16 protein-coding genes are annotated in these 20184 nt (G+C 72.5%); 9 read left to right on the top strand and 7 right to left on the bottom strand.

The genetic code is table 11. The features are described 5' to 3' along the window. Positions 1-35 precede the first annotated feature (35 nt). From FDO69_RS19125 to FDO69_RS19110, 4 genes are all read right to left on the bottom strand, one after another. Positions 36-887: an oxygenase MpaB family protein gene (locus FDO69_RS19125; RefSeq protein WP_104781052.1), complete on the bottom strand. Its 852-nt coding sequence runs from the start codon at positions 885-887 to the stop codon at positions 36-38. 222 nt (positions 888-1109) lie between these two features. Then, on the bottom strand, positions 1110-1991 hold the full coding sequence (locus tag FDO69_RS19120; protein WP_104781051.1) for an SDR family oxidoreductase: 882 nt from the start codon (positions 1989-1991) through the stop codon (positions 1110-1112). Positions 1992-2038: 47 nt separating this feature from the next. Continuing rightward, positions 2039-3658, bottom strand: coding sequence for a phytoene desaturase family protein (locus FDO69_RS19115; protein WP_104781050.1), 1620 nt, complete (start codon positions 3656-3658; stop codon positions 2039-2041). Continuing rightward, positions 3651-4160 carry an SRPBCC family protein gene (locus tag FDO69_RS19110; RefSeq protein WP_104781049.1) on the bottom strand — a complete coding sequence of 170 codons (510 nt, stop codon included), beginning with the start codon at positions 4158-4160 and terminating at the stop codon, positions 3651-3653. Before FDO69_RS19110 ends, FDO69_RS19115 begins: the two co-directional genes overlap by 8 nt. 262 nt (positions 4161-4422) lie before the next feature. On the opposite strand from FDO69_RS19110, the gene FDO69_RS19105 reads away from it, so the two are divergent. Next, positions 4423-5817, top strand: a complete 1395-nt coding sequence (locus FDO69_RS19105; protein WP_104781048.1) for a glycoside hydrolase family 16 protein — start codon at positions 4423-4425, stop codon at positions 5815-5817. A gap of 63 nt (positions 5818-5880) precedes the next feature. Here FDO69_RS19105 and FDO69_RS19100 read toward each other — a convergent pair whose 3' ends face one another. Further along, a complete protein-coding gene (locus tag FDO69_RS19100) occupies positions 5881-6792 on the bottom strand; it encodes a helix-turn-helix domain-containing protein (RefSeq protein WP_104781047.1) in 912 nt (303 codons plus the stop codon). Between the two features lie 136 nt (positions 6793-6928). Between FDO69_RS19100 and tkt the strand changes: the two genes are divergently transcribed. Genes tkt through FDO69_RS19060 form a run of 8 tightly spaced genes read left to right on the top strand, consistent with a single transcriptional unit; the run spans position 6929 to position 17467 of the window. Further along, positions 6929-9004, top strand: coding sequence for a transketolase (gene tkt, locus FDO69_RS19095; RefSeq protein ID WP_104781046.1), 2076 nt, complete (start codon positions 6929-6931; stop codon positions 9002-9004). Between the two features lie 19 nt (positions 9005-9023). Then, positions 9024-10169, top strand: coding sequence for a transaldolase (gene tal / locus FDO69_RS19090; protein ID WP_104781045.1), 1146 nt, complete (start codon positions 9024-9026; stop codon positions 10167-10169). Next, positions 10166-11839, top strand: coding sequence for a glucose-6-phosphate dehydrogenase (gene zwf, locus FDO69_RS19085; protein ID WP_104781044.1), 1674 nt, complete (start codon positions 10166-10168; stop codon positions 11837-11839). Before tal ends, zwf begins: the two co-directional genes overlap by 4 nt. Continuing rightward, positions 11836-12771: a glucose-6-phosphate dehydrogenase assembly protein OpcA gene (gene opcA / locus FDO69_RS19080; protein WP_104781043.1), complete on the top strand. Its 936-nt coding sequence runs from the start codon at positions 11836-11838 to the stop codon at positions 12769-12771. Before zwf ends, opcA begins: the two co-directional genes overlap by 4 nt. Continuing rightward, positions 12764-14464, top strand: coding sequence for a glucose-6-phosphate isomerase (pgi, locus tag FDO69_RS19075; protein WP_104781042.1), 1701 nt, complete (start codon positions 12764-12766; stop codon positions 14462-14464). The genes opcA and pgi overlap by 8 nt, the downstream gene beginning before the upstream one ends. Position 14465: 1 nt before the next feature. Beyond that, positions 14466-15350 (top strand): phosphogluconate dehydrogenase (NAD(+)-dependent, decarboxylating), encoded by an 885-nt coding sequence (gnd, locus tag FDO69_RS19070; protein WP_104781041.1) that lies wholly within the window; start codon positions 14466-14468, stop codon positions 15348-15350. A gap of 3 nt (positions 15351-15353) precedes the next feature. Further along, positions 15354-15941 (top strand): histidine phosphatase family protein, encoded by a 588-nt coding sequence (locus FDO69_RS19065; protein ID WP_104781040.1) that lies wholly within the window; start codon positions 15354-15356, stop codon positions 15939-15941. A 59-nt stretch (positions 15942-16000) separates the two neighbouring features. Continuing rightward, on the top strand, positions 16001-17467 hold the full coding sequence (locus FDO69_RS19060; RefSeq protein WP_104781039.1) for a membrane-associated oxidoreductase: 1467 nt from the start codon (positions 16001-16003) through the stop codon (positions 17465-17467). Here the strand turns inward: FDO69_RS19060 and FDO69_RS19055 are convergent. Together FDO69_RS19055 and FDO69_RS19050 are read right to left on the bottom strand one after the other, a co-directional pair. Continuing rightward, positions 17454-19277 carry a bifunctional sugar phosphate isomerase/epimerase/4-hydroxyphenylpyruvate dioxygenase family protein gene (locus FDO69_RS19055; RefSeq protein ID WP_104781038.1) on the bottom strand — a complete coding sequence of 608 codons (1824 nt, stop codon included), beginning with the start codon at positions 19275-19277 and terminating at the stop codon, positions 17454-17456. The genes FDO69_RS19060 and FDO69_RS19055 overlap by 14 nt on opposite strands. A gap of 15 nt (positions 19278-19292) precedes the next feature. Beyond that, a complete protein-coding gene (locus tag FDO69_RS19050) occupies positions 19293-20168 on the bottom strand; it encodes a shikimate dehydrogenase (RefSeq protein ID WP_104781037.1) in 876 nt (291 codons plus the stop codon). Positions 20169-20184 lie beyond the last annotated feature (16 nt).

Here is a 20184-nt window from a genome sequence, read left to right as displayed (position 1 = left end):
CCGTGGCTGCCGACGCGGGTCGAACGCCCGTGGGTTCAGGCTTCCCGGGCCGGGGTCATGGCCCAGCGGATGGTCCGGGTCAGGGCCCGGCCCGTGGGGCGCACGGCCAGGTCCTCGACGACCGGGACCCGGGGCAGCCACAGCATGCCGCGCGCCCAGGGCGGCAGCAGGGTGACGGCGTTGGCGGCCAGCCCGCCGTAGAAGGGGCGGACGGCCAAGGGCAGGGGAGGCTGGAACAGCAGGAAGCGGGCGGCCGCCCGGGCCTCGGGCGTGGCCCGCAGTTCGGGCCGGTAGGCCCTCAGGCACTCGGCCAGTTCGGTGCGGCTGCGCGGCGGGTCGACCGCCCCCAGCGCCTCGGCGACGCGCGCGGTGTCGGCGACGTAGGCGTCGTAGCCCGCGTCGTCCAGCGGCCGGGCCCCGTAGCGTTCGTGGGCGCGCAAGAAGCTGTCCGTCTCGGCCGCGTGCACCCAGCCGAGCAGATGGGGATCGGCCGCGTGGTACGGCACGCCCTCCGCCGTCGTGCCGCGGATCCGTTCGTGGATGCCGCGTACGTGGTCGACCGCCTGCTGGGCGTCCGCGGCGGTGCCGTACGTCGTGACGGCCAGGAAGGTGCTGGTGCGCTGCAACCGGCCCCACGGGTCGCCGCGGAAGCCGGAGTGACCGGCGACGGCCGCCATGGCGAGGGGATGCAGCGACTGCAGGAGCAGCGCGGTCAGCCCGCCGATGAACATCGAGGCGTCGCCGTGGACCGTGCGGATCGGCCGGTCGGGCCCGAACCAGCGCGGGCCGGGGGTGTGGTGGATACGGGCACGTGTCGCGGGCCCGCCCGGCCCCGCGACGCGGCGGAACAGGGCCTGGCCCAGCTGGTCTCGGACTCCGGTCAGCACGGTCGGCCTCCCTTCTCCTGCTGACCAGTGTCCGCCATGACCGCACCCGTCCGGGCCTGCCGGGCCACCGGCCCGGTGGGCCACCGGCCCGGTGGGCAACCTGGCGGGCCACCGGCCTGGTGGGCCACCTGGCCGCCGGCAACCTGGCGACCAGGCCGCCTCGCCGCCTCGCCGCCTCGCCACCGGCGTGGCCGTGCCCCGAACCATGCCGGGACGCCGTCGTCAGGAGCCCGGCCCGGCCGCGGCGCGGTCGGCCCGGCCCCCGGCGCCGAGCGGCCCGGTGTAGCGGACCGGGCCCGAAGCCTCCAGGCGGGGCAGTGCGCGGCGCGCGACGCGCAGGACCACGGGGGGCATGGCGGGGCGTATCGGCTGGGCCAGCCGCAGCCACGCCGGGGCGTAGACGGCGGTACGGCGGCGCTCCATGCCGTTGACCAGGCGGGCGGCGACGACCTCCACGGGGTACACGCGGCGGGCCGGCGGGGGCATGTGCAGACGCAGCTCCCGCAGGACCGCGTACCGGTCGGCGTCGCGGATCATGTCGGTGTCCGTCCAGTTGAGGTAGGCGATGCCGACCCCGACGCCGTGATGCGCCACCTCCGCCCGCAGGGAGTGCGCGAAGGCCTCGACGCCCGCCTTGGAGGCGCAGTAGGCGCTCATCAGCGGGGCGGCACCGATCGACGCCAGGGAGGCGACCTGGAGGAAGTAGCCGGCCGTTTCGAGCAGGTCCGGCAGGAACGCCCGGGCACTCTGGGCGCTGCCGGTCAGGTTGACGTCGATCACGCGGCGCCAGGCGTCCGGGTCCGAGGCGAGCAGCGAGCCGCCCTCCGCGATGCCGGCGTTGGCCACCACGGCCGACGGGCGGCCGAGACGGTCCCGCACGGTCGCCGCCGCGGCTTCCAGCGCCGAGAGGTCGGTGATATCGGCTTCCAGGGCGAGGGCCGGGCCCGGCAGCGAGGCGGCCACCGCGTCCAGGGCGGTCTTCTCATGGCCGAGGAGCGCCACCCGGGCGCCGCGCCGGGCCACCTCGCGGGCCAGGGCCGCGCCCACGCCGCGGGCGGCTCCGGTGACGACGATCGTGCGCTCGGCGAGCGGGCTGCTGCGCATGGGCGGCCCTTCCTTCCGGCGTCGGCCCCGTCCCTGAAGGGCCGGGATCAGCGTCTGGCTCCGGTGCGGTCGCGGTGGGCGAGGAGCCGCTGGGCGCCGGCGAGGCCGGGGGCCCGGTTGCGGCGCAGGGCGGCGCGGGCGGCGTTGGCTCCGGGCGCGCCGTGCACACCGCCGCCGGGATGGGCTCCGGCGGAGGCGAGGTACAGGCCCGGGACCGGGGTCTCCGGGCGGCCGGTGCCGGGCAGGGGGCGGAAGACGAGCTGCTGGTGCATCGCGGTGGTGCCGCCGTTGATGGCGCCGCCCGCGAGATTGCCGTCGAGGGCCTCCAGGGTCGGGGGCGCCAGGATGCGGCGGCCGCGGATCAGGGCGCGGAAGCCGGGCGCGAAGCGCTCCACCTGGCGTTCGACGCGGTCGGCCATGAGTTCCTGGTCCTTGGTGTCCCAGCGGCCGGTGATGCCCTCGTCGGCGGCGTCGGCGGCGATCTCGTGGGGGATGTGCGTGTAGGCCCAGGCGGACTCGGTGCCCTGCGGGGAACGGGAGGCGTCGGAGGTGGTCATCTGGCCGAAGATCACGAACGGTCGGTCCGGCACCTGCCGCATGGCGATCTGCGCGGCGAAGCGGGTGAGCTCGTCCATCCCGTCGGACAGGTGCACGGTGCCGGCCCGGGACGCCTGTTCGTTCTGCCAGGGCACGGGGCCGTCGAGCGCCCAGTCGACCTTGAACGTGGCGAAGTCCCACTGGAAGCGCCGCAGGTCGTCGAGGGTCTGCGCGGGCAGGTGCTCGGGCTCGACGAGCTCGCCGTACAGGAGGGGCACCGACACGTCCGCCAGCACCGCCCGGCGGGCCCGCACCGCGTCACCGGCCGCCGTGCGCACGCCGAGCGCCCGCCCGCCGCGGACGACGATCCGCTCGACGCGCTGCCCGCAGCGCACCCGTCCGCCCAGGGACTCCAGGCGGCGTACCAGGGCGGCGGTCAGCGCGCCGGAGCCGCCGGCCGGGACCGGGAAGCCGTAGCTCTGGCCCAGCATGGCCATCAGCCAGCCGAAGCCGCCGCTGCCCGCCGACTCGGGGGCGAGGTCGGCGTGCAGGGCGTTGCCGGCCAGCAGCAGGCGCCCGCCCTGGCCGCGGAACTCCTCCTCGCCCAGACGGCGCACCGGCAGGACCAGGGACCGAGCCATGCGCAGTCCGCCGGCGGCCCGCAGCCGCAGCGCCAGCCGGGCCGTCGCGCGCACGGGCGGGAACGGGGTGAACAGCGCGTCCAGGAGGTCGGGGCGCAGGCTCTCCCACACGTCGTGCAGGCGCTGCCATGCGGCCCCGTCGCCCGGCTCGAAGGTGTCGAGGGACGCGGCGGTGGTGTCGATGTTCCGGTCCAGGACTGCGCAGCTGCCGTCGGTGAGGGGATGGGCCAGCACGCTGGGCGCGTTGCTCCAGCGCAGTCCGTGCTCCTCGAGGCGCAGCGCGGCCAGGACGGGCGAGGCGGCGGCGAGGGGGTAGAAGGAACTGAAGAGGTCACTGACGAACGCGGGGTCGACACCCCGGTCGTGGCGCACGGCGCCGCCCGGCTCGGGCTGCTCCTCCAGCACCTCGACGTGCCACCCGGCGTCCGCGAGGACGTTGGCGGCGACCAGGCCGTTGGGGCCCGCGCCGATCACCACGGCGTCAGGCATGGTCGGCCCCGCCCGCGTCGGGCCCGGCGGTCACCTGACCGAGGCCGCGGCGGGTGCCTCCCGGGACCTGTGCTTCCGCCTCGCACAGCCTGGCCAGCCGGGCGAGCATGGCGCGGTGGCGCAGCTGGATCAGCGCCTCGAAGCCGACGTTGTGCAACCGGCCGCCCGCGCCGCGCAGCGGATGCTCGTCCACGATCACCAGGCAGTGCTCGCCCCAGGGCCGCAGCTCGATCGCGATGCGCGCGGTGCCGAGCAGGCCGGCGTTGGCCTCCAGCTCCAGCCGGGAGCCTTCGTCGCAGTAGCGGACGGTCGTCTCGTTCTCGAGCCGTACCGGGCCGAGCCGGACCTCGTAGCGGATCGCCGCTCCAGTGCGTGGCCAGTGTCCGCGCACCGGGTGGGACCCGGAGGTGCCCACCACCCACTCGGCATAGCGGTGGCCGTCGGCGAGCACGTCCCACACGGTGCCCGGGCCGACTCGGATCAGGTGATGGCGAACGGCCACGAGTGCCTCCTGCTGCCTCGACCGGTAGTCCGTCGACCCCCCGAGTGCCCCGGAACCTTTTGTTCAACAGCGCGGCGACCGTCGGGGCCGCACCGGGCGGTCCCGTTCAAGGTCCCGTTCAAGGAGTGCACTCACGCACCGCCCCGCACCAATCCCGGTTTTACCTCTTGACGCCCCCGACCGCGGAGAGCACATTGACGGCACTTTGAGAGCGCTCTCAGCCTTGCTCTCGCCCCGTCTCCCATCCGAGAGGCATCCCCACATGAGCGACACCACCGGCACCTCCCCGAGACGGCGTCCGCTGCGGCGGGCGTTCGTCGCCGTGGTCAGCACCCTCGGGCTCGCGGCCGCCGCCTCCGCGGTGGCCACCCCGTCCGCGAACGCCTCCGCGCCCCCGCCCCCGTCGGGCTGGACGCAGCTGTTCGTGGACGACTTCACCGGCGCCGCCGGCTCCGGCGTCAACACCTCCGACTGGCGGTACGCGACCGGCAAGGGCTACCCGGGCGGCCCCGCCAACTGGGGCACCGGCGAGATCGAGACGATGACGAACAGCACGGACAACGTCTCGCTCGACGGCAACGGCAACCTGCGCATCACGCCCCGGCGGGACGCCGCCGGCAACTGGACCTCCGGCCGGATCGAGACCAACCGCACCGACTTCCGGCCCCCGGCCGGCGGCAAGCTCCGCGTCGAGTCGCGCATCCAGGTGCCGAACGTCACCGGCGCGGCCGCCAAGGGGTACTGGCCGGCCTTCTGGATGCTGGGCGGCCCCTACCGCGGCGACTACTGGAACTGGCCGGCGGTCGGCGAGCTGGACATCATGGAGAACACCCAGGGCATGAACACGGTGTTCGCCACGATGCACTGCGGCACCTCCCCGGGCGGCCCCTGCAACGAGACCAGCGGCATCGGCGGTTCGACCACCTGCCAGGGCAGCTCCTGCCAGGCCGGCTTCCACACGTACCGGATGGAGTGGGACCGCTCCACGAGCGTCGAGGAGATCCGCTTCTACCTCGACGGCGTCAACTACCACACGGTGCGCGCCGATCAGGTCGACGCGACGACCTGGAAGAACGCCACCGACCACGGCTTCTTCGTCATCCTGAACGTCGCGATGGGCGGCGGCTTCCCCGACGCGTTCGGAGGCGGCCCGGACGCCGGGACGCAGCCGGGCCACGCGATGGTCGTCGACTACGTGCAGGTGCTGTCGTCCGGCGGCGGCACCACACCCCCGCCGACCGGGAACCGCGACGCCTACTCCGCCATCCAGGCCGAGTCCTACGACGGCCAGTCCGGCGTGATCACCGAGACGACGGCCGACTCCGGCGGCGGCCAGAACGTCGGCGCGCTCGCAAGCGGCGACTGGCTGCACTTCAAGGGCGTGAACTTCGGCTCCTCGGCGGCCCGGCAGTTCAACGCCCGGGTCGCGAGCGGAGCGGCCGGCGGCGTCAGCGGACTGGTCGAGGTGCGGCTGGACAGCCGGGGCAACGCGCCCGTCGGGAGCTTCGCGGTGGGCAACACCGGGGGCTGGCAGTCGTGGCGGACCGTCCCGGCGAACATCAGCGCCGTGACGGGCACGCACGACGTGTATCTGACCTTCACCAGCGGTCAGCCCGCGGACTTCGTGAACGTCAACTGGTTCACCTTCGGGCACTGACGGCCCTTCTGGTTCATCGAGAAGGGGGCTCCGCGCGCGCGGGGAGCCCCCTTCTCGCCGTCCTCAGCGCAACTCCGCGCGGAACGCCGCCGGGGTCTGCTCCGTGTGCTGGTGGAAGAACTTGGAGAAGTTCGCGGCGTCGGGGAAGCCGACCGCCACGCCGACCCGGCCGATCGGCAGTTCGGTGTGGGCGAGGAGCCGTTTGGCCTCCAGGACCACCCGTTTGTCGATGAAGGCCTTGGGGGTGTCACCGGTCGCGGCGCGCACGGCACGCACCAGCGTGCGGCGGGAGTAGCCGAGCGCGTCGGCGTAGGCGCTGACACTGTGGTTGGTGGCGAAGTCCCGCTCCACGGCGTCCCGGAAGAGGGTGAACGTCGAGTCGGACCGCTGCCGTGGCGCCTCGGCCGAACTCGCGGCGAGGTGGGCGAGCCGCAGCAGGAACGCCGTCAGTGTGTGGCGCAGGACGGCGGTGTGCAGGCTCAGCGGGAGCGTGACCGTGTCCTCGTACTCGCGCCGCAACTGCGTCAGCGCCGCTTGCAGGGCGGCGAGTTGGGACGTGTCGGGGCGCAACAGCGGCGGCAGGTCGTAGCGGTAGAGGCCGGTGGCCTCGACGGTCGAGCGGGGCAGAAAGCCGGGCTGCATGGTCAGCACGGTTCCGCGGTACTCGCTGGTGGGCGAGAAGCGGTGGACCTGCCCCGGGCGGATCCACAGCAGGTCCCCGGCCGCGGCCTCGTGTTCGGTGAAGTCGACCATGTGCCGGACCGGGCCCGCGCCGAACAGCAGGACGATGTGGAAGTCGATGCGGTGCACGCGCTCCAGCGGTCCACCGGACGGCCAGGTGTCGCCCATCGGGGCGACCTGCATGCCGACGCCTCCGACGCTGAGCTCGACCGGGAAGGGGAACGTATCGATCCCGTCGCCGCCTTGGATGGTTCTGTCCACAATGTCCACCAAGTACCCCTCATCCCGCCCCATGTGTGTGCCCTGCTGCCGGTGGGTGTCCCACTTTCACCACAGGCTGGCACACGGCGACCTTCCGGCGTAAAAGTCAGACTTTTAATTTTGAACGCGTCAGACCAGCACCTTCGCACCGATCGAGGACTTCTTGAAGATGAGCACGCAGACAGCGGACAGCTTCGAATGGACCGAACTCGACCGGCGTGCCGTCGACACCGCCCGTCTGCTGGCGGCGGACGCCGTCCAGCGGGCCGGCAACGGCCACCCCGGCACGGCGATGAGTTTGGCGCCGGCCGCCTACACGATCTTTCAGAAGGTGATGCGGCACGATCCCGCCGATCCCGAGTGGACCGGCCGTGACCGCTTCGTCCTCTCCCCCGGCCACACCTCGCTGACCCTGTACACACAGCTCTACCTCGCGGGCTACGAGCTGGAGCTGGACGACCTGAAGGCGTTCCGCACGCACGGCTCCAAGACGCCCGGTCACCCCGAGTACGGGCACACCGCCGGCGTGGAGACCACCACCGGCCCGCTGGGCCAGGGCGTCGCGAACGCCGTCGGCATGGCGATGGCCGCCCGCTACGAGCGCGGCCTGTTCGACCCGGACGCCCCGGAGGGCGAGTCTCCCTTCGACCACACGATCTGGGCGATCGTCTCCGACGGCGACCTCCAGGAGGGCGTCTCGGCCGAGGCCTCCTCGCTCGCCGGCCACCAGAAGCTCGGCAACCTGGTCTTCCTCTACGACGACAACCACATCTCCATCGAGGGCGACACCGCGACCGCGTTCTCCGAGGACGTGCTGAAGCGCTACGAGGCCTACGGCTGGCACGTGCAGCGCATCGAGCCGCAGGAGGACGGCGACGTCGACCCGCACGCCCTGTACGCGGCGCTGAGGGCGGCTCGGGCCGAGACGGAGCGCCCGTCGATCATCGCGATGCGCACGATCATCGCCTGGCCCGCCCCGAACGCGCGCAACACCGAGGCCTCCCACGGCTCGGCGCTCGGCGAGGACGAGGTCGCGGCCACCAAGCGCCTCCTCGGCTTCGACCCGGAGCGGTCGTTCGAGGTGGCCGACGAGGTGCTGGCCCACACCCGCCTGGCCCTGGACCGGGGCGCCGAGGCGCACACCGCCTGGGACAAGCGGATCGCCGCCTGGCGGGGCGAGAACCCGCAGCGGGCCGCCACCTTCGACCGGGTCAGCAAGGGCGAGCTGCCCGAGGGCTGGGAGGACGCGCTGCCGGTGTTCGAGCCGGGCAAGGCCGTCGCCACCCGCGCCGCCTCCGGCAAGGTCCTCCAGGCCCTCGGACCGGTCCTGCCCGAGCTGTGGGGCGGCTCGGCCGACCTGGCCGGCTCCAACAACACCACCATCGACAAGACCAGCTCCTTCCTGCCGGAGGGCAACCCGCTGCCGGAGGCGGACCCCTACGGGCGCACCGTGCACTTCGGCATCCGCGAGTTCTCCATGGCCGCGGAGATGAACGGCATCGCCCTGCACGGCAACACCCGCATCTACGGCGGCACCTTCCTGGTGTTCTCCGACTACATGCGCAACGCCGTGCGGATGTCGGCCCTGATGCAGCTCCCGGTGACGTACGTGTGGACGCACGACTCCATCGGCCTCGGCGAGGACGGCCCGACCCACCAGCCGGTCGAGCATCTGGCCGCACTGCGCGCGATCCCGGGCCTGAACGTCGTACGCCCGGCCGACGCAGGCGAGACCGCGGTCGTCTGGGCCGAGATCCTCAAGCGGCACGGCACCGCCCCCGCCCCGCACGGCCTCGCGCTCACCCGCCAGGGCGTGCCCACCTACGAGCCGGACCCGGACGCGGCACGCGGCGGCTACGTGCGGTTCGAGGCCGAGGGCGGCACGCCCCAGGTGATCCTGATCGCCACCGGCTCCGAGGTGCACGTCGCCGCCGGGGCGCGCGAGCTCCTCCAGGCCGCCGGCGTGCCCACCCGCGTGGTGTCGATGCCGTCCGTGGAGTGGTTCGAGGAGCAGCCGCGCTCCTACCGCGACAGCGTCCTGCCGCCGTCCGTGAAGGCCCGGGTCGCCGTCGAGGCCGGGATCGGCCTGACCTGGTACCGGTTCGTGGGAGACGCCGGACGCATCGTCTCCCTGGAGCACTTCGGTGCCTCCGCCGACGCGAAGACCCTGTTCGCCGAGTACGGCTTCACCCCCGAGAACGTCGTCGCCGCCGCGCGGGACTCCCTCACCGCCGCGCGTGGCTGAACCGACCGCCCGAAAGAAGATGATCACTGTGTCCGAAGCGACCGCGAACGCGGGAGCACTCAAGCGCCTGTCCGACGAGGGCGTGTCGATCTGGCTCGACGACCTGTCGCGCCGGCGGATCGAGTCCGGCAACCTGGCCGAGCTCGTCGCCACGAGGAACGTCGTCGGCGTCACCACCAACCCGTCGATCTTCCAGGCCGCCATCGGCTCGGGCGCGGGCTACGAGGAGCAGCTCGCCGACCTGGCGGTGCGCGGTGTGACGGTCGACGAGGCCGTCCGGATGATGACGACCGCCGATGTCCGGGCCGCCGCCGACGTCCTGCGCCCGGTGTACGACGCGACCGGCGGCCGGGACGGCCGGGTCTCCATCGAGGTCGACCCGCGCCTCGCCCACGACACGCGGGCGACGGTCGCCGAGGCCCGGCAGCTGGTCTGGCTGGTGGACCGCCCCAACGTGATGATCAAGATCCCGGCGACGCGGGCGGGCCTGCCCGCGATCATGGAAGTCATCGGGGCGGGTATCAGTGTCAACGTGACGCTGATCTTCTCGCTGGAGCGGTACCGCGAGGTGATGGACGCCTATCTCGCGGGGCTGGAGAAGGCGCAGACGGCCGGCCTCGACCTGTCCGCGATCCACTCGGTCGCCTCGTTCTTCGTCTCCCGTGTGGACGCCGAGATCGACAAGCGGCTGACGCTGCTGGGCACACAGGAGGCCCTCGCCCTGAAGGGCCGGGCCGCCCTGGCCAACGCGCGGCTCGCCTACGAGGCGTACGAGCAGGTCTTCGCCGGGGCGCGCTGGCAGGCGCTGGGCGGAGCCCACGCGAACCGGCAGCGCCCCCTTTGGGCCTCCACCGGTGTGAAGGACCCGGCCTACAAGGACACCCTGTACGTGGACGAGCTGGTCGCCCCCGGCACGGTCAACACCATGCCGGAGGCCACGCTGAACGCCGTCGCCGACCACGGCGACGTCCAGGGCGACACCGTCTCCGGCGGTTACGCCCAGGCACGCGCGGACCTGGCGGCCGTCGAACGGCTCGGCATTGCATACGACGAGGTGGTGCGGCAACTGGAGAACGAGGGCGTGGCCAAGTTCGAGGTGGCCTGGCAGGAGCTGCTGGACGCGGTCACCAAGTCCTTGAACAGCGAGGGAGTTGACGCGGAATGAGCGAGGGCATCGAGGGCATCCCCCAGACGGCCGAACAGGAGACCAAGGGGACCAAGGAGGAGAAGGAGGCCCTGGCCGCCCAGGAGGCGGCGGGGGTCGAGCAGAGCGGGGCAAGCGGTCACGCACCCCGTACGGCGCACGCCGACACCCACTTCGACAACCCCCTGCGCGACGCACGCGACCGCCGTCTGCCGAAGATCGCGGGGCCCTCCGGGCTCGTCATCTTCGGCGTCACCGGAGACCTGTCCCGCAAGAAGCTGATGCCGGCGGTGTACGACCTGGCCAACCGCGGTCTGCTGCCGCCGGGCTTCTCCCTGGTGGGCTTCGCCCGCCGGGACTGGGAGGACCAGGACTTCGCGCAGGTGGTGCACGACGCGGTCCGCGAGCACGCCCGGACCCCGTTCCGCGAGGAGGTCTGGCAGCAGCTCGCCGAGGGCATGCGGTTCATCCCGGGCGACTTCGACGACGACACGGCGTTCAAGCAGCTGCGCTCCGCGATCGAGGAGCTGGACGCCTCCCGCGGCACCAGCGGCAACTACGCCTTCTACCTCTCGGTGCCGCCGAAGTTCTTCCCGAAGGTCGTCCAGCAGCTGAAGAAGCACAAGCTGGCGAGCGCCCCCGAGGGCTCCTGGCGCCGCGCGGTCATCGAGAAGCCGTTCGGGCACGACCTGGCATCGGCCGAGGAGCTCAACCGCATCGTGCACGACGTGTTCGATCCGGAGCAGGTCTTCCGCATCGACCACTACCTCGGCAAGGAGACCGTCCAGAACCTCCTGGCGCTGCGCTTCGCCAACCAGATGTTCGAGCCGATCTGGAACCGGTCGTACGTCGACCACGTGCAGATCACCATGGCCGAGGACATCGGCATCGGCGGCCGGGCCGGCTACTACGACGGCATCGGTGCCGCCCGTGACGTCATCCAGAACCACCTGCTCCAGCTGATGGCGCTCACCGCGATGGAGGAACCGGCCGCCTTCGACGCCTCCTCGCTGCTCACCGAGAAGCTCAAGGTCCTCAAGGCCGTGCGGCTGCCGCAGGACCTCGGGGCGAACACCGTGCGCGGGCAGTACGAGGCGGCCTGGCAGGGGGGCGCGAAGGCGCGCGGCTATCTGGAGGAGGACGGCATCGACCCTTCCTCCACGACCGACACCTACGCCGCGATCAGGCTCCAGGTGGACAACCGCCGCTGGGCCGGCGTCCCGTTCTACCTGCGTACCGGCAAGCGCCTCGGCCGCCGGGTGACGGAGATCGCGGTCGTCTTCCAGCGGGCTCCGCACTCCCCCTTCGACTCCACCGCGACCGAGGAGCTGGGCTCCAACGCGATCGTCATCCGCGTCCAGCCGGACGAGGGCATGACGGTCCGCTTCGGCTCGAAGGTGCCCGGCACGTCGATGGAGATCCGGGACGTCACGATGGACTTCGCCTACGGCGAGTCGTTCACCGAATCGAGCCCCGAGGCGTACGAACGGCTGATCCTTGACGTGCTCCTGGGCGACGCCAACCTGTTCCCCCGTCACCAGGAAGTGGAAGAGTCCTGGAAGATCCTCGACCCGATCGAGCAGTACTGGGCCACGCACGGCAGGCCCGCGCAGTACGCCTCGGGCAGCTGGGGACCCGAGGAAGCCGACGAGATGCTCGCACGAGACGGACGGAGCTGGCGCAGGCCATGAAGATCGACCTGACCGACACCACGGCAAGCAAAATCAACAAGGCGCTGGTGCAGGGCCGCCGCGCCATCGGCACACCGGCCGTGGGCATGGTCCTGACGATGGTGATCGTCACGGACGAGGAGAATGCCTACGACGCCATCAAGGCGGCCGAGGAGGCCTCGCACGAGCACCCCTCGCGCACCCTGGTCGTCATCAAGCGGCACGCCCGCACGCCGCGCGACCGCCAGTCCTCCCGGCTGGACGCCGAGGTCCGGGTGGGCGCCGACGCGGGCACCGGCGAGACGGTGATCCTCAGGACCTACGGCGAGGTGTCCGAGCACGCCGACTCGGTGGTGCTGCCGCTGCTGCTGCCGGACGCGCCGGTGGTGGTGTGGTGGCCGGTGGACGCCCCCGACAACCCCTCCAAGGACCCGCTCGGCGCCCTGGCCCAGCGGCGGATCACCGACCTGTACGCCGTCGAGAATCCGCTGGAGACGCTGCAGACGCGGGTCCGCTCGTACGCCCCCGGTGACACCGACCTCGCCTGGACCCGGCTGACGCCCTGGCGTTCGATGCTCGCGGCGGCGCTGGACCAGGCCCGGGCGCGGATCGTCTCCGCGGCGGTGGAGGCCGAGGCCGAGAACCCGGCCGCCGAGCTGCTGGCCCGCTGGCTGGAGGCGCGGCTGCACGTCCGGGTCGACCGCGTGGTCACCGCCGGGCCGGTCGTGACCGCGGTGCGCCTGGGCACCGAGCACGGTGAGATCGTCATCGACCGGCCCGAGGGGCCGCTGGCCACGCTGACCCTGCCGGGCCAGCCGTCACGCACCCTCGCGCTGAAGGTCCGTGCGACCTCCGAACTGATCGCCGAGGAGCTGCGGCGCCTCGACGCGGACGAGATGTACGCCATCGCCCTGAACGGCGAGGCAACCGAGGAGACCCCCGCTCATGTCTGACTCCCCCTCCGACTCCCCCCGGCTCAGCCGGCGCCCCGAGTGGACCGCCCTGGAGGACCACCGCACGGACGCCCTGCCGCAGCCGGACCTGCGTGAGCTGTTCGCGGCCGACCCGGGGCGCGCCGAGCGCTACGTCGTGCACGTGGGCGACCTGCGCATCGACTACTCCAAGCACCTGGTCACCGACGAGACGCTGGCCCTGCTCCAGGAGCTGGCCACGGCGACCGGCGTGTTCGGGCTGCGGGACGCGATGTTCCGCGGCGAGAAGATCAACGTCACCGAGAACCGGGCCGTGCTGCACACCGCGCTGCGCGCCCCGCGGGACGCGGTGATCGAGGTCGACGGCGAGAACGTCGTCCCGGCCGTGCACGCCGTGCTCGACAAGATGGCCGCGTTCGCCGATCGCGTCCGCTCCGGTGAGTGGACCGGGCACACCGGCAAGCGGATCCGCAACGTCGTCAACATCGGCATCGGCGGCTCGGACCTCGGTCCGGCCATGGCCTACGAGGTGCTGCGGCCGTTCACCGACCGGGATCTGACGCTCCGCTTCGTGTCGAACGTGGACGGTTCCGATCTGCACGAGGCGGTGCGCGACCTGGACCCGGCGGAGACGCTGTTCATCGTCGCGTCCAAGACCTTCACCACGATCGAGACGATCACGAACGCCACCTCGGCGCGCTCCTGGCTGCTGCGGGGTCTCGGGGGTGGGGGCACCTCCCGCTCGAGCGAAGCCGAGAGTGGGGGAGAGAAGGCGGTGGCGAAACACTTCGTCGCGCTGTCGACCAACGCGGAGAAGGTCGCCGACTTCGGCATCGACGTCGACAACATGTTCGAGTTCTGGGACTGGGTCGGCGGCCGCTACTCGTACGACTCCGCGATCGGCCTGTCCCTGATGATCGCGATCGGCCCGGACCGCTTCCGGGAGATGCTCGACGGGTTCCGCATCGTCGACGAGCACTTCCGCAACGCCCCCGCCGAGGCCAACGCCCCGCTGCTGCTGGGCCTGCTGGGCGTCTGGTACGGCAACTTCCACGACGCCCAGTCGCACGCGGTCCTGCCCTACAGCCACTACCTGTCGAAGTTCACCGCCTACCTCCAGCAGCTCGACATGGAGTCCAACGGCAAGTCGGTGGACCGCGACGGGAACACGGTGGAGTGGCAGACCGGTCCGGTGGTGTGGGGCACGCCCGGCACCAACGGGCAGCACGCCTACTACCAGTTGATCCACCAGGGCACCAAGCTCATCCCCGCCGACCTGATCGGCTTCGCCCGGCCCGTCGCCGAGCTGAGCGACGAACTGAAGGCGCAGCACGACCTGCTGATGGCCAACCTGTTCGCGCAGGGGCAGGCGCTCGCCTTCGGCAAGACCGCCGAGGAGGTGCGCGCGGAGGGCGTGCCCGAGGAGCAGGTGCCGCACCGCACCTTCCGGGGCAACCACCCGACCACCACGATCCTGGCCACCGAACTGAGCCCGTCGGTCCTCGGCCAGCTGATCGCCCTCTACGAGCACAAGGTGTTCGTGCAGGGCGCCGTCTGGAACATCGACTCCTTCGACCAGTGGGGCGTCGAGCTCGGCAAGGTGCTCGCCAAACGCGTCGAGCCCGCCCTGACCGAGGGCGCTGACGTCCCCGGTCTCGACCCGTCCACGGCCGCCCTGGTGGCCGCCTACCGCAAACTTCGGGAAGTGAGCTGACATGCAGATCGGTCTTGTGGGTCTCGGCAAGATGGGCGGCAACATGCGCGAGCGCCTGCGCAACGCCGGCCACACCGTCATCGGCTACGACACCGACCCCGAGAAGTCGGACGCCGACAGCCTGGCCGACCTCGTCAACCAGCTGGAAGCGCCGCGCACGGTCTGGGTCATGGTCCCGGCCGGCGGGCCCACCCAGCACGTCATCGACCGTCTGGCGGACCTCCTCAAGCCCTACGACACGGTCGTCGACGGCGGCAACTCGCGCTGGACGGACGACGAGAAGCACGCCGAGGAGCTCAGCAAGCGTGGCATCGGCTTCGTCGACGCGGGCGTCTCCGGCGGCGTGTGGGGCCTGAAGAACGGCTACGCCCTGATGGTCGGCGGCGAGAAGGAGTACGTCGACCGGCTCCAGCCGATCTTCGAAGCGCTCAAGCCGGAGGGCCCGTACGGCTACGTGCACGCGGGCAAGGTCGGCGCCGGGCACTTCGCCAAGATGGTCCACAACGGCATCGAGTACGCGATGATGCAGGCCTACGCCGAGGGCTGGGAGCTGCTGGAGGCCGTGGACTCGGTGGACAACGTCCGCGAGGTGTTCCGCTCCTGGCAGCAGGGCACCGTCATCCGCTCCTGGCTGCTCGACCTCGCGGTGGACGCCCTGGACGAGGACGAGCACCTGGAGGAGCTCCGGGGCTACGCCCAGGACTCCGGTGAGGGACGCTGGACGGTGGAGGCCGCGATCGACAACTCCGTGCCGCTGCCCGCGATCACCGCCTCCCTCTTCTCCCGGTTCGCCTCCCGGCAGGACGACTCGCCGCAGATGAAGATGATCGCGGCGCTGCGCAACCAGTTCGGCGGTCACGCCGTCGAGTCCGCGAAGAAGGCGTAGCACGTGGGTGATCTGCTGCTGGTCCGTCACGGCGAGACGGAGTGGAGCCGGAGCGGACAGCACACCAGCTTCACCGACCTGCCCCTCACCGAGCACGGTGAGGAGCAGGCCGCCTCGCTCACCCCGCTCCTCGCGGACCGCTCCTTCGCACTGGTCCTCACCAGCCCGCTCGGCCGCGCGGTGCGCACCGCCGAACTCGCGGGCCTGACCGGGACCGTGCAGGACGTGGACCTGCACGAGTGGCACTACGGCGCCTACGAGGGCGTCACCACCGAGGAGATACACCGCACCCGCCCCGACTGGGACCTGTGGACCGACGGGGGCCCGCCCGGCCCGGACGGCGAGCCCGGCGAGTCCCCCGAGGAGGTCGGCGAACGCGCCGACCGGGTGCTGGCCCGGGCGGAGAAGTCACTGCCCGAGGGCGATGTGATGCTGGTGGCGCACGGCCACTTCCTCCGCGTGCTGACGGCCCGTCGGCTGGGCCTGTCCCCGGCGGAGGGACGGCTGTTCCGGCTGGAGACCGGGACGGTCTGCCGGCTGTCGACCGAGCACGGCCGGCCCGTGATCGCGGAGTGGAACACCCGGGCGTAACAAGCCCCGGCCGGAAGTGAGTTGACACCTCCGGCCGGGCACGTCAGAGTCCCAGGCTGATGGAGATCGACGACATGACGCCCGCCGAGGAGCGGGTGTGGCGTGCCTTTCCGCGGGGACAGGACGTGGACTTGCGGAGCCCGGCGCACGAGAACCCGGCGCGGGGCGAGGACTGGGGCCCCGAACGGACCGTACGGGCAGCCGTGGTGCGGGCACTGCTGCTGAGCGCGCCGCAGGAGGACGGGGAGACCGCCGCCCTCAGGCTGGCCGGAGCGCGGATCACCGGGGTGCTGAACCTCCAGTACGCCGACATCGGCCACGCCGTGCGTCTCAGCGACTGCTTCTTCGAGGACGTACCCGTGCTGTACGCGGCGCGCCTGCGCCAGCTGAACCTGCGCGGCTCGGTCCTGCCCGGCCTGGACGCCGCCACCCTGCGCGTGGACGGCGTGCTGCGCATGTCGGACTGCCTGTTCGACGGGCCCGTCCGGCTCGGCGGGGCGCAGATCTCCGGGGCGCTGTTCATGGACGGCGCCGACATCGACGAGCCGCCCGCCGGTCAGCCGGCACTCCAGCTCAACCATGTGACCATCGGGGACGGTCTGTCGGCGCCGGGGCTGCGCACGCGCGGCGAGGTACGGCTGTCGGGCGCGTCGGTCGCCGGCACGATCGACCTCAACGAGGCGCGATTGCGGGTCGGCGCGGGCAAGGTCGCCCTGGACGCGGAGACCCTCACGGTGGAGGGCGACGCCAGGCTGCGCGAAGCGGACGTGCTGGGCTGGATCGGCCTGCGCGGCGCCCACATAGCGGGCCGTCTCGACCTGTCGCACGCAACGCTGGCGAACCCGGGTGACGCCGCGCTGCGGGCCAGCAGCTGCACCATCGGCGAACTCTGGCTGCGCAAGGGGCCTCGCATGGAGGGCACCCTCAACCTGCGCCGCGCCCAGATGGAGGTGCTGTTCCTTGAGCCGGAGGTGGTGCCCGACGAGGTCCTGCTCAACAGCCTCGTCTACACCTCCCTCACCCCGCACGAGCCCGCCGAGCGGCGGCTGGCGATGCTGGAGCGGGACGGCGAGGGCTATGTCCCGCACGCCTACGAGCAGTTGACCGCCGCCTACCGCAGGATCGGCGACGATCCCGCCGCCCGCCTCGTCCAGCTCGCCAAGCAGCGCCGCAGGCGCGCCACCCTGCCCTGGTACGGCAGGCTGTGGGGTCATGTGCAGGACGCCACCGTCGGCTACGGCTTCCGCCCCCTGCGGGCCGCGGGCTGGCTGGTTTCCCTGCTGATGGCCGGCTCAGTCGTCTACGCGCTGCACCATCCCGCGCCGCTGAAACCGGACGAGGCACCGCAGTTCAACCCGGTCTTCTACACCCTCGACCTGCTGCTGCCGGTGATCTCCTTCGGGCAGGAGGCCGCCTTCGCCCCCACCGGCGGCTACCAGTGGCTCTCCTACACCCTCGTGCTCACGGGCTGGATCCTCGCCACCACCGTCGTCACCGGCATCACCCGGACCGTCAGCCGCCAGTGAGCGCCCGCGCCGTGTGCTGCGCGGCCAGCCGCACCGGGGCGTTGGCGGCGCCGTAGCCCCGGTAGCCGCCGTCACCGCCGTCACCGCCGTCACGCTGGACCAGTTCGAAGAAGACCCGTCCGACGGTGCGGGTGTAGCAGTGGCGGAAGGTGCCGTGGGCGTCGCGGTCGTAGAGGATGCCGAGGTCGCGGTAGGTCTCCAACTCGCCGTCCGAGAACTCGAAGCGGGCGGCGAGGTCGTCGTAGTAGTTCGCGGGGACCGGCAGGAGACGGCCGCCCGCGTCCCGGAAGCGGCGGGCCGCGGCGACCACGTCGTCGGTGGCCAGGGCGATGTGCTGGGCGTGGACGGTGTCGTCCGTGGGCGCGGCGCCGACGGTGAGGGCGATCCGGACACTGCCGTCGGCGTTGGTGACGGCGCGGCTGCGCATCAGGCCGTACGGGTCGGCGACGTCCACGCTCTCCTGGGCGTCAAGACCGAGCACTCCGCGGTGGAAGAGGGCCGCTTCGTCGAAGTGGTGCCAGGGCTGGGTGAGGGCGAGGTGGTCGATGCCCCGGATGTCCGCCCGTGCCGGGGGCAGGTTCGTGTCGGCGAAGTCGGCCCGCCAGTCGGGCAGGTCCGGGCGGCCGGTGGCGCAGAAGAACAGCTCGGTGCCGTCGGGGGCGGCGACGGCGTCCAGCGGGACGTCCCGCGGTGCGCGGCGGCGGGGCAGGACGGGAGCCAGCAGCGCCTCGGCACGCCGGGCCGCTCCGGCCGGGTCCGGTGACTCCAGCCCGATCGCGGCGAGCCGGGTGCCGTCGCGGCGGGCGGCGGACCCGGTGTTGACGAGGATCCGGGCGTCCCCCTGCTCCCACAGGGCGACGGGCTTGCCGCGGTGCCGTGCGGTGCGGGTGAAACCCAGGGCCCCGAGCAGGTCGGCCAGGGGCTCGGCGTCGGGCGTGACGAGCTCGGCGAAGGCGACACCGGTGGGGACGACGGGGTCGGGCAGGATCGCCTTGCCCACCGCCTCCTTGAGGAGCAGCAGGGAGCGCCGGGCGTCGACGGCGGTCGGCCCGGCCTCGGCCTGCCGGAACACGTCGTTGAAGACCTCCAGGGACAGCGGGCCGTCGTAGCCGGTGGCCAGCACGTGCCGTACCAGCGCCGCGATGTCGAAGCCGCCCTGGCCGGGGAAGCAGCGGTAGTGGCGGCTCCACTGCAGGACGTCCATCGCGAGCAGCGGGGCGTCGGCGAGCTGGAGGAAGAAGATCTTCTCGCCGGGGATGGCCGCGATGCCTTCGAGATCCGCGGGGCCAAAGGCGCGCGAGAGGATGTGGAAGCTGTCCAGGCAGGTGCCGAGCGCAGGATGCCCGGCCGTCTCGACGATGCGCCAGGCGTGGTCGTAGGTGCTGACGTGCCGCCCCCACGCGAGCGCCTCGTAGGCCACCCGGATGCCGTACTCCGCCGCCAGGCCGGCGAGGCGGGCGAGCTGCTCGGCGGCGAGGGCGTCGTCGTCCACCGCCTGCGGGGAGACGCTGGAGCAGACGAGGACCGTGTCGGCGCCGAGCCGGCGCATCAGCTCGAACTTGTGCCGGGCCCGCCGCAGGTTACGGGCGAACTCGGCCTCGGGGACGGCCTCGACGTCCCGCATCGGCTGGTAGAGGTCGATGCGGAGCCCGAGGTCGGCGCAGCGGGCTCGGATGTCCTCGGGGGTGAGGGGGCTGGCCAGCAGGTCGTTCTCGAAGAGCTCCACCCCGTCGAAGCCGGCCCGGGCGGCGGCGTCGAGCTTCTCGGTGAGGGAGCCGCTGAGGGAGACGGTGGCGATGGACGTACGCAACGGCGGTACCTCTCTTCAGTTCCGGGCTCCCAGGGCCCCGGCCAGTTCGGTCAGGTCGGCCAGCATCCGCGCGGCGCCGGGTTCCCGGCCGGTGAACAGGCGGAACGCGTCGGCGGCCTGGAAGGCGGCCATGCCGCCGCCGTCGAGGGTGGCGCAGCCCAGGGCTCGGGCCGTCCGCAACAGCTCGGTCTCGAGTGGGCGGTAGACCACCTCGGCCACCCACAGTCCGCAGTGCAGCAGCTCGGCGGGCAGGGGCAGGCCGGGGTGGGCGGCCATGCCGGTGGGGGTGGCGTGGACGATGCCGTCGGCGTGCGCGAGCAGTTCGGCCTGCCGGTCGGGCGGCGCGGCGGCCGCACGACCCTCCCCGAAGGCGCGGTTCAGGGAGCCGGCCAGCGCCGCGGCTCGCTCGGGCAGGGCGTCGACGACGGTGATCCGCCCGGCGCCGAGGGTGAGCATGGCGTGGGCGACGGCCGCCCCCGCACCACCGGCGCCCAGCTGCACGACCCGCTCCAGCGGCGCGTCGGGCAGGCCGCGAGCGAAGGACGCGGCGAAGCCGGTGACGTCCGTGTTGTGGCCGACCGCTCGGCCGTCCTCGAAGACGACGGTGTTGACCGCGCCCAGCGCCTCGGCCTGCGGGGCGAGCGCGTCCAGGTGCTCGATGACGAGCTGCTTGCAGGGGTGCGTGATGTTGAGCCCGTCGAAGCCCAGGTCGCGGGCGGCCCGCACCAGGTCCCCGACCGCCTCGGGCGGCGCCCCGAGGGTGTCGATGTCGATCAGCCGGTACACCAGGCGCAGGCCCTGCCGGTCGGCCTCCCGCTCGTGCAGTGCCGGGCTGAGTGACGGACCGATGCCGGAACCGATCAGTCCGACGAGATACGACTCCTTGGGCACGCGCGCCTCCCGAGCG

Origin of the sequence: Streptomyces tibetensis, from assembly GCF_007655005.1 — a bacterium.
Taxonomy (GTDB): Bacteria; Actinomycetota; Actinomycetes; order Streptomycetales; family Streptomycetaceae; genus Streptomyces; species Streptomyces tibetensis.
This window is presented reverse-complemented; position numbering and strand designations above follow the sequence as displayed.

What these genes read in the sequence shown, in the direction of transcription:
- FDO69_RS19100 (WP_104781047.1), bottom strand. Translation starts at nt 6,792, where the DNA reads ATGGGGCGGGATGAGGGGTACTTGGTGGACATTGTGGACAGAACCATC.
- FDO69_RS19120 (WP_104781051.1), bottom strand. Translation starts at nt 1,991, where the DNA reads ATGCGCAGCAGCCCGCTCGCCGAGCGCACGATCGTCGTCACCGGAGCC.
- gnd (WP_104781041.1), top strand. Translation starts at nt 14,466, where the DNA reads ATGCAGATCGGTCTTGTGGGTCTCGGCAAGATGGGCGGCAACATGCGC.
- FDO69_RS19115 (WP_104781050.1), bottom strand. Translation starts at nt 3,658, where the DNA reads ATGCCTGACGCCGTGGTGATCGGCGCGGGCCCCAACGGCCTGGTCGCC.
- tkt (WP_104781046.1), top strand. Translation starts at nt 6,929, where the DNA reads ATGAGCACGCAGACAGCGGACAGCTTCGAATGGACCGAACTCGACCGG.
- pgi (WP_104781042.1), top strand. Translation starts at nt 12,764, where the DNA reads ATGTCTGACTCCCCCTCCGACTCCCCCCGGCTCAGCCGGCGCCCCGAG.
- opcA (WP_104781043.1), top strand. Translation starts at nt 11,836, where the DNA reads ATGAAGATCGACCTGACCGACACCACGGCAAGCAAAATCAACAAGGCG.
- FDO69_RS19060 (WP_104781039.1), top strand. Translation starts at nt 16,001, where the DNA reads ATGGAGATCGACGACATGACGCCCGCCGAGGAGCGGGTGTGGCGTGCC.
- zwf (WP_104781044.1), top strand. Translation starts at nt 10,166, where the DNA reads ATGAGCGAGGGCATCGAGGGCATCCCCCAGACGGCCGAACAGGAGACC.
- FDO69_RS19105 (WP_104781048.1), top strand. Translation starts at nt 4,423, where the DNA reads ATGAGCGACACCACCGGCACCTCCCCGAGACGGCGTCCGCTGCGGCGG.
- tal (WP_104781045.1), top strand. Translation starts at nt 9,024, where the DNA reads ATGATCACTGTGTCCGAAGCGACCGCGAACGCGGGAGCACTCAAGCGC.